Annotated in this window: 16 protein-coding genes; 1 reads left to right on the plus strand and 15 read right to left on the minus strand. The window is 71.6% G+C overall.

The annotated features are described in order from the left end of the window. Window positions 1-141 precede the first annotated feature (141 nt). Together rimI and tsaB are read right to left on the minus strand one after the other, a co-directional pair. On the minus strand, window positions 142-615 hold the full coding sequence (gene rimI / locus VFX14_10830; protein HEU5190174.1) for a ribosomal protein S18-alanine N-acetyltransferase: 474 nt from the start codon (window positions 613-615) through the stop codon (window positions 142-144). Then, entirely contained in the window at window positions 612-1,298 is a 687-nt protein-coding gene (tsaB, locus tag VFX14_10835) for a tRNA (adenosine(37)-N6)-threonylcarbamoyltransferase complex dimerization subunit type 1 TsaB (GenBank protein ID HEU5190175.1), read from the minus strand. The genes rimI and tsaB overlap by 4 nt, the downstream gene beginning before the upstream one ends. A gap of 92 nt (window positions 1,299-1,390) precedes the next feature. On the opposite strand from tsaB, the gene VFX14_10840 reads away from it, so the two are divergent. After that, window positions 1,391-2,065 (plus strand): phosphoribosyltransferase family protein, encoded by a 675-nt coding sequence (locus VFX14_10840; GenBank protein HEU5190176.1) that lies wholly within the window; start codon window positions 1,391-1,393, stop codon window positions 2,063-2,065. A gap of 329 nt (window positions 2,066-2,394) precedes the next feature. On the opposite strand, the gene VFX14_10845 is transcribed toward VFX14_10840, so the two are convergent. From VFX14_10845 to purH, 13 genes are all read right to left on the minus strand, one after another. Next, entirely contained in the window at window positions 2,395-3,729 is a 1,335-nt protein-coding gene (locus tag VFX14_10845) for an amidohydrolase/deacetylase family metallohydrolase (protein HEU5190177.1), read from the minus strand. A 34-nt stretch (window positions 3,730-3,763) separates the two neighbouring features. Continuing rightward, window positions 3,764-4,264, minus strand: coding sequence for a transcriptional regulator NrdR (gene nrdR, locus VFX14_10850; GenBank protein ID HEU5190178.1), 501 nt, complete (start codon window positions 4,262-4,264; stop codon window positions 3,764-3,766). Continuing rightward, window positions 4,261-5,511, minus strand: a complete 1,251-nt coding sequence (gene glyA / locus VFX14_10855; GenBank protein HEU5190179.1) for a serine hydroxymethyltransferase — start codon at window positions 5,509-5,511, stop codon at window positions 4,261-4,263. The genes nrdR and glyA overlap by 4 nt, the downstream gene beginning before the upstream one ends. Before the next feature lie 19 nt (window positions 5,512-5,530). Beyond that, window positions 5,531-5,995: a ribose 5-phosphate isomerase B gene (gene rpiB, locus VFX14_10860; protein HEU5190180.1), complete on the minus strand. Its 465-nt coding sequence runs from the start codon at window positions 5,993-5,995 to the stop codon at window positions 5,531-5,533. A 70-nt stretch (window positions 5,996-6,065) separates the two neighbouring features. Continuing rightward, window positions 6,066-7,442 (minus strand): MBL fold metallo-hydrolase, encoded by a 1,377-nt coding sequence (locus VFX14_10865; GenBank protein HEU5190181.1) that lies wholly within the window; start codon window positions 7,440-7,442, stop codon window positions 6,066-6,068. Then, window positions 7,439-8,680, minus strand: a complete 1,242-nt coding sequence (thiI, locus tag VFX14_10870) for a tRNA uracil 4-sulfurtransferase ThiI (GenBank protein HEU5190182.1) — start codon at window positions 8,678-8,680, stop codon at window positions 7,439-7,441. The genes VFX14_10865 and thiI overlap by 4 nt, the downstream gene beginning before the upstream one ends. Then, a complete protein-coding gene (locus VFX14_10875; protein ID HEU5190183.1) occupies window positions 8,680-8,811 on the minus strand; it encodes a hypothetical protein in 132 nt (43 codons plus the stop codon). Before VFX14_10875 ends, thiI begins: the two co-directional genes overlap by 1 nt. Window positions 8,812-8,815: 4 nt before the next feature. After that, window positions 8,816-9,625, minus strand: a complete 810-nt coding sequence (locus VFX14_10880; GenBank protein ID HEU5190184.1) for a hypothetical protein — start codon at window positions 9,623-9,625, stop codon at window positions 8,816-8,818. A 4-nt stretch (window positions 9,626-9,629) separates the two neighbouring features. After that, window positions 9,630-10,235, minus strand: a complete 606-nt coding sequence (locus VFX14_10885; GenBank protein ID HEU5190185.1) for a molybdenum cofactor guanylyltransferase — start codon at window positions 10,233-10,235, stop codon at window positions 9,630-9,632. Beyond that, on the minus strand, window positions 10,232-10,831 hold the full coding sequence (locus VFX14_10890; protein HEU5190186.1) for an L-threonylcarbamoyladenylate synthase: 600 nt from the start codon (window positions 10,829-10,831) through the stop codon (window positions 10,232-10,234). The genes VFX14_10885 and VFX14_10890 overlap by 4 nt, the downstream gene beginning before the upstream one ends. 5 nt (window positions 10,832-10,836) lie before the next feature. Further along, the gene (gene purD, locus VFX14_10895) at window positions 10,837-12,108 is read right to left on the minus strand and encodes a phosphoribosylamine--glycine ligase (protein HEU5190187.1); all 1,272 of its coding nucleotides are present in this window, start codon (window positions 12,106-12,108) and stop codon (window positions 10,837-10,839) included. Continuing rightward, window positions 12,105-13,019 (minus strand): tetratricopeptide repeat protein, encoded by a 915-nt coding sequence (locus VFX14_10900; protein ID HEU5190188.1) that lies wholly within the window; start codon window positions 13,017-13,019, stop codon window positions 12,105-12,107. The genes purD and VFX14_10900 overlap by 4 nt, the downstream gene beginning before the upstream one ends. A gap of 11 nt (window positions 13,020-13,030) precedes the next feature. Continuing rightward, a partial coding sequence (gene purH / locus VFX14_10905) for a bifunctional phosphoribosylaminoimidazolecarboxamide formyltransferase/IMP cyclohydrolase (protein ID HEU5190189.1) occupies window positions 13,031-13,986 on the minus strand: 956 nt, incomplete at its 5' end.

A 13,986-nucleotide genomic window follows, 5' to 3' on the forward strand; every position in this document is an offset into this window, starting at 1 on the left:
GCGGCGCTGGGCGCTTGCGCCCCCGCCGGCACGACCATCGTGAGCAGGGAAAAGAGGACAAGGACGGACCTCATGAATTCTCTCCCGTAACTGCCGATCGGGGCCGCTAGTTCCCGGCCCGGGCGGGCGAGCGTCGCGCCATCAGGTGCCGGTGGAACGGACCCCGACCAGGCGGGTCTCCATGACGAGCGCGTCCTCGCCGGTGTCGAAGTAGTAGCCTTTGCGGCGACCGATCACCGAGAACCCAAGGCTCTCGTAGAGCCCGAGGGCCTCGGTGTTGCTGGGCCGCACCTCGAGAAAGGCCAGCGTCACGCCGCGCGAGCGGCCGTCCTCGAGCATGGCGTGGAGGAGCGCGCGCGCCAGCCCCTGCCCGCGCCGGTGCGGATGCACGGCGAGATTGGTGACGTGGATCTCGTGGCCGATCTCCCAGAGGCACAGATAGCCGGCGACCGCGCCGTCCGCGCGCACGACGAGGCAGCGGGCCACGCGGTTCTGCGCGATCTCGTAGCGGAAGGCGGCGCGCGACCAGGGCGTCTTGAACGAGAGGCGCTCGATCTCGAGCACTTCGTCGAGATCGTCGAGCGTCATCGGGGCCAGGGCCAGGTCCGCGGTCATGCCGTGCGCCGCGCCTTCAGCTCCGCCTCGGACGGGCGCAGGTAGAGCGGCGCCAGCGCCTCCGCGTCGACGCCGCGCCCCGCGACGAGCATGGCATGGCCGAGCTGGGCCACCACACCGGGCGATGGCAGCCGGCGCGCGGGGGGCGCCTCCGTGACGCCGGCGCCGAGCCGCACGAGATACGGCCGGCACGGGGCGACGCCGTCGCCCAGGACGATGACAGGCGCGACGAGGCGCGCCGCCGCCTCCGCCGGCGCGATCGCGAGATAGTCCCATTCGCGCCGCATCGCCCCGCCCTGCCAGCGGTAGAGAGAGCAGTAGACTTCGCCCTTGCGCGCATCGAGGAGCGGGCACACCGGGGCGTCCGCGAACGGGAGCGTCGCGGCGAGCGCGTCGAGGGTCGGCACGGGCGCGACGGGAAGACTCAAGGCGAGGGCCAGGCCCTTCGCGGTGGCGATGCCGACGCGCAGACCCGTGAACGAGCCCGGCCCCACCGAGACGGCCAGGCCCTCGAGCTGCCGCGGAGTCCAGCCGGAGTCGGCGAGCAGGCGGTCCACCACCGCCATCATTCGCTCGGAATGCGTGAGCGCGATCGACAGCGTGGTCTCGGCGATGAGCCGCTCGCCATCCAGGAGCGCTGCGCCGCCGGCGAGGGTGGCGGACTCGAGGGCCAGGATCCTCATGCGGGGGCCAGTGTACTCGTGGATCTTTGGGGTTGACAAGGAAGCGCCCCGATGGCCATTCTGACCGCTACCCCACCACAAAGGAGCACCGAATGACCCCGCCGCCGCGCCGGGACACCGAGGCCATGGATGCCGAGGTCCGCGAGAAGATCCATCTCGAGATCCTCAAGCGCACCGGGGCGTATCACGCCAACGACCACATCCTCCTCCCGTCGGGCCAGCACACGACGGAGTACATCGAGAAGACGCTCGTCACCACCGAGCCTTCGTTCACCGAGGGTCTGGGCGCGGTGATCGCCAAGCACTACGCGCAGTGGCCCATCGACGTCGTGCTGTCCACCGGGCCCGGTGCGCTCATCCTCTCGCACTGCGTGGCGCGCGCGCATCCCTCGCGGCCCACCGTCATGTACGGCACCAAGGGCGTGAGCGGGGGCAAGCGGCGCGTGAGCCTGCCCGTGGAATTCCACCGGCTCATCCGGCCCGGCACCAAGGTGCTCGTGGTGGAGGACCTCGTCTCCTCGGGCGCCACCGTGCGCCTGCTCACCGAGCTCGTGGAAAGTCTGGGGGGGCAGATCGTGGGCATCGGCGCGCTGTGGCGCCGCACCAAGCGCGCGGAGGTGGACGGCAAGCCCATCTTCAGCCTCGTGAGCCGCGACTTCCCCACCTATCCGCCGGAGGCGTGCCCGCTGTGCAAGAAAGGCGTGCCGCTCAATCGCGAGTTCGTCAAGCGTCGCGACGAGCGGAGACCATCGCACGTCCAGGAGTAACCGTACCCCCTAGATGTAGTCGCCGGGCCGGCTGATACCCCCTCCTGGTGTATTTTGTCCTTGACACGATTTTTTCACGCCCTTACAGTCCGAACTGTCCTAACACCGCACGACGCGCGCGGATCGGGAGGGAGGTGACACGATGGCGAAGAAGAAGGCGGCAAAGAAGAAGAAGAAGTAAGGCGCCTGAGTCCCGGCGCTCGGCCCTGTCGGCCCCATCCCGGCAGGGCCGAACCATCTCAGCACAACTCCCATTGTCCCCATGACGCAGGCCGCGCGTACGGGCCACCGCGGGTGTGGTGCTGGCGACGTCGAAGTAGGGCCGCGGCCTAGTAGACGAACGGCACAGGGAGCGGCGGGCGGCCGTACGGCCGGCCCGCGCGCACCGTCAGCACCGGGACCAGCTTCTTGGTACCGCTGCGCCGGTTGTTGCGCGTGTCCACGAACTCCACCGGGCCGTCCACATAGTCGAAGATGGCCACATCCGCAGGCGCGCCCACCTGCAGCGTGCCGAGCCCGGGCACCTTGCCGATGATCTTGGCGGGCTCCACCGTCGCCTTGGCCACCACGTCTTCCAGCGACATGCCGAGGGCGAGGAACTTGGACATGACCCACGGCAGGGTCGGATAGCCCGGCGTGTTGATGCTCACGGCATGGATGTCGCTCGAGATGGTGTCGGGGGTGAAGCCCTGCTGCATGGCGGGCTCGCACACCGTGAAGTCGAAGCTCCCTCCGCCGTGCCCCACGTCGATGACCACGCCACGCTGCTTCGCCGCGCGAGCGGCGGGGAGGAGCTGGCCGTTCTGCACGGTGTTGTTCCCCGCCCCGCTGTAGGAATGGGTGAGGATGTCGCCGGGGCGCAGGAGATCCAGGAGGTCGGCGAGATTGCCCGGCGCCGCCCCGATGTGGCACATCACCCGGGCCCACTTCCCCGCCTGCTCGGCGGCCCGGATCGCCCGACGGAGCGGCTCGAGGCCGTTCTGGCCGACCACGGAGTCCGTGATGCGCACCTTCACGCCCAGCACGAGGTCCGGGTTCTCCGCGACCGCCTTGGCCGCGCCGTCCACGTTCGCGTAGTCGATGTTGAGCATCTCGCCCGGCGCCAACCCGCCCGCCAGCCCGATGCTCGCGATGTGCACGAAGCCGTAGAGCCGCGTGCGCGACTGGGCCACCGCGAGATGCTTGAACGCGCCGAAGGTGTGCCAGCCGCAGTCGCCCGCCGACACCGCGGTGGTGGTGGCGGTGATCGGCACGAGCTCGTCGGCGGGAAGGCCGAGCCCCAGGTGGGGCACGAGATGCGTGTGCAGGTCCACGAGCCCGGGCGTCACGAGCTTCCCGGACGCGTCGATGCGCTGGACGGCGCGGTCGGGCGCGATGCTCGACGCGACGGCGGCGATCTGGCCGTAGCGGATCCCGACGTCCATGCGGCCCCGGAGCCGCTGGCTCGGGTCCAGCACCTCGCCGTTGGCGATCACGAGCTCGTACTTGAGCCCGGGATCGGCGGGATTGAAGCCGCGCGGCACCGGCGCGCCCTGGGCCACCTGCATGGGGACGGCGGCCCGCGCCGCGGCGTCCGCGGCCCCGGCGGCGCTCAGCGAGGCGCCGGCAGCGGTGCTGGCGGCGATGGAGGTGTTGCGAATGAAGTCTCGGCGGGACAGATCCACGGCGTCTCCCCCGACGTCGAGGCGCGCTGGGTGATCAGCGCCGAGGCGCGACCTTGACGGGCTTGGCGACCTTGCCCTTCTCGCCTTCCTTGATGAGCCCCTTCACCTCGTCCATGAACTGCGAGATGTCCTTGAACTGGCGGTAGACGGAGGCGAAGCGCACGTAGGCGACCTGGTCGAGCTTCTGGAGATGCTCCATGACCACCTCGCCCAGCTCCTTCGAGGTGATCTCCTTCTCGGCGCGCTCGTGGAGCTTGGCCTCGATCTCCGCCACCACGTCGTCCACCGCCTGCACGCCGACGGAGCGCTTCTCGCACGCCTTGAGGATCGAGCCGCGCAGCTTCTGGCGGTCGAACGGCTCGCGGCGGTTGTCGCGCTTCACCACGTGCGGGAGCACGTCCTCGATGTACTCGTAGGTGGTGTACCGCCGGTGGCACTTGAGACATTCGCGCCGGCGGCGGATGAACTCGCCGTCCCGGCCCACCCGGGAGTCCACCACGCGATCCTCGGTGTGCCCGCAGAAGGGACATTTCATGGGCGGAGCCGCTCCGGGTAGAGGGGGAACCGCGACGTGAGCGCCTGCACCTCCGTGCGTACCGCCGCTTCGGTGGCGGCGTCGCCGAGCGTGCCGAGCACGCGGTCGATGAATCCCGCGATCTGCGCCATCTCGGGCTCCTTCATGCCACGCGTGGTGACCGCCGGCGTGCCGATCCGGATGCCGCTGGTGACCATCGGTCCCTTGGTGTCGAAGGGGATGCCGTTCTTGTTCACCGTGATCCAGGCGCGGTCGAGCGCCTCCTGCGCATCCTTGCCGGTGACCCCCTTGGGCGTGAGGTCGACGAGAAGGAGATGGGTGTCGGTGCCCCCCGAGACGAGCCGGAAGCCCCGCGCGGCCATGGCCTCCGCGAGCGCCTTCGCGTTCTTCACGATCTGCCGCTGATAGGCGCGCCATGCCGGCGTCTGGGCCTCGCGGAAGGCCACCGCCTTCGCCGCGATCACGTGCATCAGCGGCCCGCCCTGTATGCCGGGCAGGACCACGCGGTCGAGGTCCTTGGCGTGCGCGGCTCGGCACATCACCATGCCGCCGCGCGGCCCGCGCAGCGTCTTGTGTGTGGTGGTCGTGACGAAGTCCGCGTAGGGCACGGGCGTGGGATGCAGGCCGGCCGCCACCAGCCCCGCGGTGTGGGCGATGTCGGCCATGAAGGCGGCGCCCACATCCTCGGCGATCTGGCCGAAGGGCTTGAACTCGATCGCCCGCGGGAACGCGGAGCCGCCGGCGATGATGAGCTTGGGGCGATGCTGCCGGGCCAGGTCGCGCACCTGGTCCATGTCGATCCGCTCGTCGCTCGTGCGCACCCCGTAGGGCACGATGGTGTAGAGCTTGCCCGAGAAATTCATGGGGCTGCCCGCGGTGAGGTGCCCGCCGTGCGAGAGGTTCGGCCCCAGCACGACGTCGCCGGGCTTGAGCAGGGTCATGTACACGGCCATGTTGGCCTGCGACCCCGAGTGCGGCTGCACGTTGACATGCTCCGCCCCGAACAGCTCCTTGGCGCGCGCGATGGCGAGCTCCTCGACCACGTCGACCATCTCGCAGCCGCCGTAGTAGCGCTTGCCTGGATAGCCCTCGGCGTACTTGTTAGTGAGGACGGAGCCCACCGCCTCCAGCACCGCTTCGGAGACGAAGTTCTCCGAGGCGATCAGCTCGAGGTTGCGCACCTGGCGCTCGGTCTCGCCGCGAATCGCCTTCGCGATCTCGGGGTCGACCTGCTCCAGGTGGCTCATCCCCGGGCCCTCCGTGGCCCTATCCGCAGCGCTCGCCGCGCAGGCGCTGCTCGAGCGCGACGATCTTCCCCACGCGGCGCGCGTGACGGTCGCCTGCGAAGGGGGTCGCCACCCAGAGGCTCAGGATCTCGAGCGCGAGCTCGCGGCCGGTGAGGCGCGCGCCCAGGCAAAGGACGTTCGCGTCGTTGTGCTCGCGGCTCATGCGCGCGGTGAACGTGTCGAAGCAGGCGGCGGCCCGCACACCCGGCAGCTTGTTGGCGGCGATCGCCATGCCGATGCCGGTGCCGCAGACAAGGACCCCGCGATCGACCTTGCCCACCGCGACCGCCTCGCCCACCTGGGCGGCGTAGTCGGGATAGTCGACCGATTCGGGCGAGTGCGTGCCGAAGTCGAGGACCTGATGGCCCTGGTCGATGAGCCAGGCCTTGCAGGCTTCCTTGAGCTCCCACCCGGCGTGATCGGCTCCGAGCGCGATGGCGAGCATGCGGCCCTACCTTACGCTCTGTGGCGTTGCAGTGTCAAGAAGGCGCTAGATATGGTGTTTCCGTCGCTTCTCAGACGTCGACACGCTGGCCGTCTCGCGCGACGGCCACCCGCCAGCCCCGCGCCGCCACGTCCTGACGGAGGGCTTCCGCCGCGCCCGCCTCGCCGTGGACGAGGTAGGTCATGCCGGGCGGGTGACGAAAGCCATCGAGCCAGCGGAGGATCTCGGACCGGTCGGCGTGGGCCGAATAGGCGTCGCTGGCGAGGATGGTGGCGCGCACCGGAACCATCTCGCCGAACATCCGGAGCTCGCGGGCCCCGTCCCTCAGGAGGCGGCCACGCGTGCCGGCCGCCTGATACCCCACGAACAGCACCGTGGTCCGAGGGTCGGGCAGGAGGCGCCGGAAGTGGTGGAGGATGCGGCCGCCGGTCGCCATGCCGCTCCCGGCCAGGATGATGCCCGGCGCCGGCGCGTCGTTGAGCCGCTTGGAGTCATCGACCGTCTTCGTGACCTCGAAGCGCCGCGGCGCGTACGGCTTGGTCCGCGCGGCCACCTCACGCCGGAGCGCCTCGTCCTGCTCTTCGAGATGCCGCGCGTAGATGGCGAGGGCCTCGATGGCCATGGGGCTGTCGAGGAACACCGGGAGCGATGGGATGCGCCCAGCCTCCTCGAGCTGGCGCAGGTCGAACAGCACCTCCTGCGCGCGGCCGACCGCGAAGGCCGGGATGAGGAGCCAGCCGCGCCCGTCCACCGCGCGCCGTACCGCGCCGACCAAGCGGTCGCGGCGATCGTCGTGCTCGTGGAGGCGATCGCCGTACGTGGACTCGAGCAGCAGCACGTCGGCTTCCCCGACCGGGTCGGGGTCGCGCATGATCGGCACGTCGTAGCGCCCGAGGTCGCCGGAGAAGACCACGAGGCGCCCGCCCAGCCGGCACTCGACGAGCCCGGCACCCAGGATGTGGCCGGAGTGCGTGAAGCGCGCCTCCACGCCGGGGCCCGGCGCGAAGGCGGCGCCGAAGTCGGCGGTGCGGAGCTGACGCAGCGTCCGCGCGGCGTCGTCCACCGTGAACAGCGGCAGCGCGGGCGTGTGGCGGGAGGTGCCGTGGCGATTCGCGAACGCCGCCTCCTCCTCCTGGAGATGCGCGGCATCGGGCAGCATCACGCGGAGGAGATCGGCGGTGGCGGGCGTGCAATACACGGGTCCCGTGAAGCCCGCGCGCACGAGCCGCGGGAGATAGCCCGAGTGGTCGATGTGGGCGTGGCTCAGCACCACCGCGTCCAGTCGCGCGGGCTCGAGGGGAGGCGCCTGCCAGTTGCGCGCACGGAGCGCCTTCAAGCCCTGAAACAAGCCGCAATCGAGCAGCACGCGCGCCCGGTCGGACTCGAGGAGGTGCCGCGAGCCGGTGACGGTCTCGGCGGCGCCGAGAAAGGTCAGTGCGACGCTCACCGCCCGGGCAGCCCTCCGCGACCGGCGCGCGCGGGAATCGGGCGGAGCGGTCCAGCGCCGACGGGGAAGTCGAAGGTCTCCAGGCTGGCGCCCTCCACGCCCTGGGCCACCAGGCCGGCGATCTCCAGGCGGCTCTCGAAGGCCAGGACTTCCTCCCGGCTGATCCGCGTGCCCGGGTGCTTGGGCACGAACAGCGTGCAGCAGTCGGCGTCGGGCTCGATGGAGACCTCGAAGGTGCCGATGGCTTCCGCCTGCGCGGTGATCTCGAGCTTATCCATCCCGATGAGGGGGCGCAGCACGGGCAGATCGGCCACCTCGTCCACGCGCGCGAGGTTGTGCAAGGTCTGCGAGGCCACCTGCCCCACGCTCTCGCCCGTGACGAGGGCGAGGGCGCCCGTGCGGCGGGCCAGCGCCTCGGCGATCCGGAGCATGAGCCGCCGGTAGATCACCACCCGCGCCGGACCGGGCACGCCGAGCACGACCGCACGCTGTATCTCCCCAAAGGGCACGAGATAGAGCCGGGAGTCGTACTGCCAGGCGGTCAGACGGCGGACGAGCTCGCGGGCCTTGCCCGGCGAGACGTCCGGCAGGTACGGCACGCTGTGGAAGTGGACGAAGACCACCCGACAGCCGCGCTTCATGAGCCGCCACGCCGCCACCGGCGAGTCGATGCCGCCGGAGAGCAGCGCGGCCACCGTGCCACTCGCGCCCACCGGAAGGCCGCCCGGACCCGGGCGCCTATCGCCGTAGACGAACGCCCGGCCGGGCAGCGCCTCGACGTGGACGTTCAGCTCGGGGTGCTCGAGGCTCACCCGGACGGGGTGGCGCGAGAGCACGTGCGCGCCCAGCTCTCGATTCATCTCCAGCGAAGACAGCGGCTGGGTCTTGAAGGCCCGCCGCGCGGTGATGCGGAATGAGGCGAAGCGCCGGCCCTCGGTGACGCGATCCACCGCCCGGCGCAGCGCATCCATGTCCGGCGTGGTGTGCTCGGCGAGAGCATAGTTGGCGACGCCGAACACGCGGCCGATGCGCTCGGCGGCCGCCTCCGCGTCCACCGCCGGATCGAGGTGGAGCACGATGCGCCCGGTGAGCTGCTCCACGCGCACCGGCGGGAGATCGGCGAGCGCGCGGAGCAGGCTCTCCTGGAGGCGCCGGAGGAAGAGCGGGCGATTGCCCCGCTTGAGGCTGATCTCGTGGTAGTGGACCACCACCACGCGCGGCCGCGCCGGCTCCGCCATCACTCGGCCTCGGGCGAACGGGGATGCTTGGGCCGGCGTCGGTAGACGGTCTTCGGCACCTCGACCTTGGGAGGCTTCCGCGGCATCGGCTTGCGCACGCGCGCGTGCGCGGGCTTCTTCGACTTTCCCACCGGGCTAGTATAAGCCGCCGGGAAACGTGTTCACGCCGGCGTGGCGGCCAGACGCCTTGTACATCTTCACGCCGCCCCATACCTGGCCGGCGACGCCGTCGTGGAGGGCCCAGCTCCGGCCGCGGACGGTGAGGCCCGCGCCTGCCGCACGGAACGGCGTCGAACCGTTCAGCCCCCGCGTCAGCGCGCCCGTCTGGGCGAACTGATCGTGGATGAACTCCATGACCTCGCGCCCCATGATGTAGCCGCAGCCATGGCGCTCGTAGATGATGGCCGAGTGGTAGAAGAGGGGGTCGATCAGATAGAGGTCCTTGCCGATCAACCCGCAGAATCCCTCCATGCACTGGAGCACCCGCGCGAGCAGCCGCAGGCCCCGGCGGACCTGGCCGGGGGCGAGCCCGTCGCGCTGCGCGCGCTCCTCTTCGGCGAAGTTCCGCGAGGCGGTGCCGAACAGCGTGTCCTTGCCGTCGGGATCGCGGTCGATCCCGTAGCGGGGCGCGGCGGGATCGTTGATCTGCACGAAGGCGAGCTCGGGCACCGACATCGACGACATCTCGACGTCCACCAGGAGCGTGGGGTCCGGATCGCCGGGCGCCGAGCGCACCTCGACACGCGCCCACGGCCGGTCCTCCGGCGCGGTGATGCGCACGAGGCGGGCGCCGTCCGGGCGGCACAGCGTGCTGGGGCTGATCTCGAGCCGCCGCAGCAGCTCCCCCGGCACGAGACGGAGATAGAGCGCCTCGGCCATCTCGCGCGGGAGCGCGTTGATCTCCTCGATCGAGGTGAGGCCGAGCCCGGCGGCGCGGGGGTCCACGGCGCTAGCTCCGGGCGTCGGCAGCGAGGACACGGGCCCGCGCCAGCTCGTCGGGGGTGTTGACGTTCATGAACACGCGCGCCGGGTCGCCCACCGCCGCGACCTCCGCTTCCGTGATCGCGAGCACGCGGACCTCCTCGAAGAAGCCGGTGATGCGGAGCCGACCCTCGCGGAGGCGCCGCTCCATCGGAGCCAGGCACGCCTTGCCGTAGCAGGCGTGAAGCGTCTCCCACTGCTCGCCGATGCGCGGGGCCACCACGTCGGCCTCGCCGGCGCGGGCCAGCACCAGGCGCGCTACCGGCTCGGAGAGGAACGGCATGTCGCACGCGACGGTGAACGCGGCATCCCCCGGCGCCGCGCGCAGGCCGGAATAGATGCCCCCGAGCGACCCGCCCTCCGGGAAGAGGTCCGGCACCATGGGGAGCCCGAGGAACGCGTAGAGATCGGGCGTGTTGGTGACAAGCAGCACGCGCTCCGTGACCTGGCGCACGACGTCGAGCACGCGCGCGACGATCGGGCGGCCGCCCAGCTCCATGAGGGCCTTGGGCTCGCCCCCCATGCGCGTGCTCTTGCCGCCCGCCTGGATGACACCGGTGATCGCGAGACTCACAAGTGTATCGGTCCCTGACGGAGTATGCGGGGCGGCCACACCGTGCAATCGGCGAGCGTGGACCCGGCGCCGCCGGCGGTGGCTCCGGCATCCAGGATGAAGTCCACCGCCTCCCCGAAGCTCGCCGCGACCTCGCCCGCGCGGGTGGGCGGCGCGCTCCCGCTGGGATTGGCGGAGGGCGCGGTCAGCGGCATCCCTGCCGAGCGCACGAGCCCCAGCGCCACCGCGTGACCCGGGACGCGCACGCCGACGGTGCCGCTGCCTGCCGTCACCTCGGTGGGCACCAGCGGAGCGGCCCGGAGCACGAGCGTCAGCGGGCCCGGCCAGTGGCGCGCCATCAACTCGCGGGCGCCGGGGCTCGCGCCCTCGACCAGTGCGAGCGCGCGCTCCATCGAGCCCACGAGCACGAGGAGGGGCTTGGACTCGGGCCGGCCCTTGATGCGGAACACCCGCCGCACCGCCTCCGGCGACAGGGCGTCGGCGCCCAGCCCGTAGAAGCTCTCGGTGGGAAACGCCACGGTGCCACCCGACCTGAGCACGGCCGCGGCCGCGTCGAGCACCTCGGGGTCCGGGCGGTCGGCATCAACCACCCTCATCACGGTCACCGGGCGAGCGCCCTCCGCGCGATGTCACGCCGGAAGTGCGCGCCCTCGAAATGGATGTGCGCCACGGCGGCGTAGGCCGCGTCCACCGCGGCGCGCACGTCGGAACCGAGGGCCTGGACGCCGAGCACGCGCCCGCCCGCGGTGACGAGCACGCCGTCGCGGAGCGCCGTGCCCGCGTGGAACACGCGCACGCCGGAGAGCGCCTCCGCGTCCGCCACCCCCCTGATCGGCCGGCCGGTCTCGTAGCTGCCCGGATAGCCGCCCGAGCTCATCACCACGCACACCGAGGTCTCCGGCGACCACGGCACGCTCGCGGGAATGCTCGCGCCGCGAGCCACCGCGTCCAGGAGCGGCAGCAGATCGGCGGCGAGGCGCGGAATCACGACCTGGCACTCGGGATCGCCGAAGCGGCAGTTGAACTCGACCACGCGCGGCCCCTGGCGCGTGATCATGAGACCCACGTAGAGAAAGCCCGCGAACGGCGTCCCCTCTTTGGCCATGGCGGCGACGGTGGGCCGCACGATCTCGGCCATGGCCCGCTCCGTCACGCCCGCGTCCATCACCGGCGCCGGGGAGTAGGCGCCCATGCCCCCCGTGTTCGGGCCCTGATCGCCGTCGAACACGGTCTTGTGGTCCTGGGCGGAGGCCAGCGGCAGGATGGCATCGCCGTCGGTGATGGCGAAGAACGACGCCTCCTCGCCGACCATGAACTCCTCGATGACCACGCTGGCCCCGGCGGCGCCGAACGCGCGCTCGTCCAGGCACTGGGCGACGGCGGCATCGGCCTCGGCCAGGTCGCGACAGATGATGACGCCCTTGCCCGCGGCGAGGCCGTCCGCCTTCACGACCAGTGGCACACCGAGCTCCCGGCACCAGGCGCGCGCGGGCCCGGCCTCGGTGAAGGCCCGGAAGCGCGCGGTGGGAATCCCGTGGCGCGCCATGAGGTCCTTGGCGAAGGCCTTGCTGCTCTCGAGCCGTGCCGCCGCCTGGCTGGGACCGAACACGGCGAGGCCGCACTCGCGGAAGCGGTCGGCCAGCCCGATCGACAGCGGCAGCTCCGGCCCCACCACCGTGAGGTCCACGCGCTCGTGCAGGGCGGCGGCCACGAGCGCCTCGATCTCGCCCTCCTTGATGGGGAGACACCGGGCGTGCTGCGCGATGCCGGGGTTGCCGGGTGCGGCCAGCAGCGCCGTCACGCGCGGGCTCTGGGCGAGCTTCCAGGTCAGGGTGTGCTCGCGCCCGCCCGAGCCGATGACCAGCACTTTCACCGGTCGGCGTCCTCCTCGTCGTCGGCGGCCCCGCCGCCCTCGAGGTGCGAACGCGCGATCTGGGACCAGGGGCTGCCGAGATCGAGCTCGAGATACCTCCGCCAGTGCACGGCGGCGGCCGCGCTACGGCCCATCTTGCCGAGCACACCGGCCAGGTTGAAGTGGGCGTCCGCGTAGTCCGGATCCATCTCCAGCGCGCGGCGGTACCAGTTCACCGCGGTGGGGAAGTCGCCGAGGTCCTCGCCCAGCGAGCCCAGGTTGAACGCGGCCTGGGTGCAGGTGGCGTCGGCGGCGAGAGCCGAGCGATAGCACTCCCTTGCCTTCTCGTAGTGGCCCATCCGGTGCTGAAGCAGACCCATGTTGTTCCACGCCGCCGCGTAGCCGGGATCCACCGCGAGCACCCGCTGGTAGGCGTCCACCGCCGCCTCCCAGCGCTCGGGATCGTCGTCCCACTCGGAGGCGCGCGAGAACCAGATCTCGGCAGCATCGCTGGGCGGAATCATGGGGCGCACGCGGCCCCACGCCAGCGACTCGCGCGTCTCCCGCTCCAGCTCGAGCGCGGGGAAGTCCAGCAGCGCCTGGCCGGTGCGGGCGTCGAAGCGGAGCTGATCCTGCGCCACGATGATGCGCTGCCCCTCCACGGAGAGCCGCACCTCGGCGAGAGGCGAGTCCGACTCGGGCGCCAGACGGCGGGCCCCGGCGAGGGCCTCGCGCACCTGGCGCACGCTCGCCCCCGCATCCAGCAGCGCCGCGCCCACGCGGCACGCGACCACGTCGCGGAAGCGGAAGCCGGTGGTCTCCGCGTCGAGCAGCCCGAGCCGCCGGAGCTGCAGCGCGCGCTTGGGCGTGAGCCGGAGGAGGCGGGTGAGCTCCCGCAGGCTGAAGACGCGCTCGGAATGGGCGGTGGGCACCGGGATGACGGCTAGTGCTTGAAGTGGCGGATGCCGGTGGTGACCAGCGCCATGCCATGCTCGTCGGCGGCCGCGATCACCTCCGCGTCGCGCACCGAGCCGCCGGGATGGAGCGCCGCGGTCGCGCCCGCCGCCGCCACCACGTCCAGCCCGTCGCGGAACGGGAAGAAGGCGTCGGACGCGCACACCGTGCCCTTGGTGTCGAGCCCCACCTCGCGCGCGCGCATCACCGCGATGCGTGCGGAGTCCACGCGGTTCATCTGGCCCGCCCCCACCCCGACCACCTGCTCCGCGGTGGTGAGCACGATGGCGTTGGACTTGGCGTGCTTGGCCACGCGCCAGGCGAAGCGGAGCGCACGCATCTCGGCCTCGGTGGGCGCGCGCCGGGACACCATCTTGAGCTCGGCAGGGTCGAGGTCGGTGAGATCCGCGTCCTGCACGAGGAGGCCGCCCAGCACGCTGCGCATCTCGGCCAGGCGCGCGGGATAGTCCGCCCGCGCACACGGGAGCTGGAACACGCGGCACTTCTTCTTGGTGCGGCGAAGCTCCTCCAGCGCGTCGGGCTCGTAGTCGGGCGCGAAGAGGATCTCGAGCAGGATCCCAGAGAGCTCCTTGACCACCTCCATGTCGAGGCTGCGGTTGACGCCCACGATGCCGCCGTAGATGGACACGGGATCGCACTGCTTCGCGCGCCGCATCGCCTCCCCCACCGACGCGCCCACCGCCACGCCGCAGGGATTGGTGTGCTTGATCACCACCGCGGCGGGTTCGCTCCACTCCAGCAGAAGCCCCAGCGCGGCCGACCAGTCGAGGAGGTTGTTGTAGGACAGCTCGGGCCCGTGGAGCTGCTGGGAGGCGGCGAGGCCCATGGGCGGACCGGCGGGCCGGTAGAAGGCCGCCGACTGGTGGGGGTTCTCGCCGTAGCGCAGCCCCTGCATGCGCTGGAAGTCCACGCGCAGGCGCGGGG

The sequence above is a fragment of the Candidatus Methylomirabilota bacterium genome, assembly GCA_035764725.1.
GTDB lineage: Bacteria > Methylomirabilota > Methylomirabilia > Rokubacteriales > CSP1-6 > DASRWT01.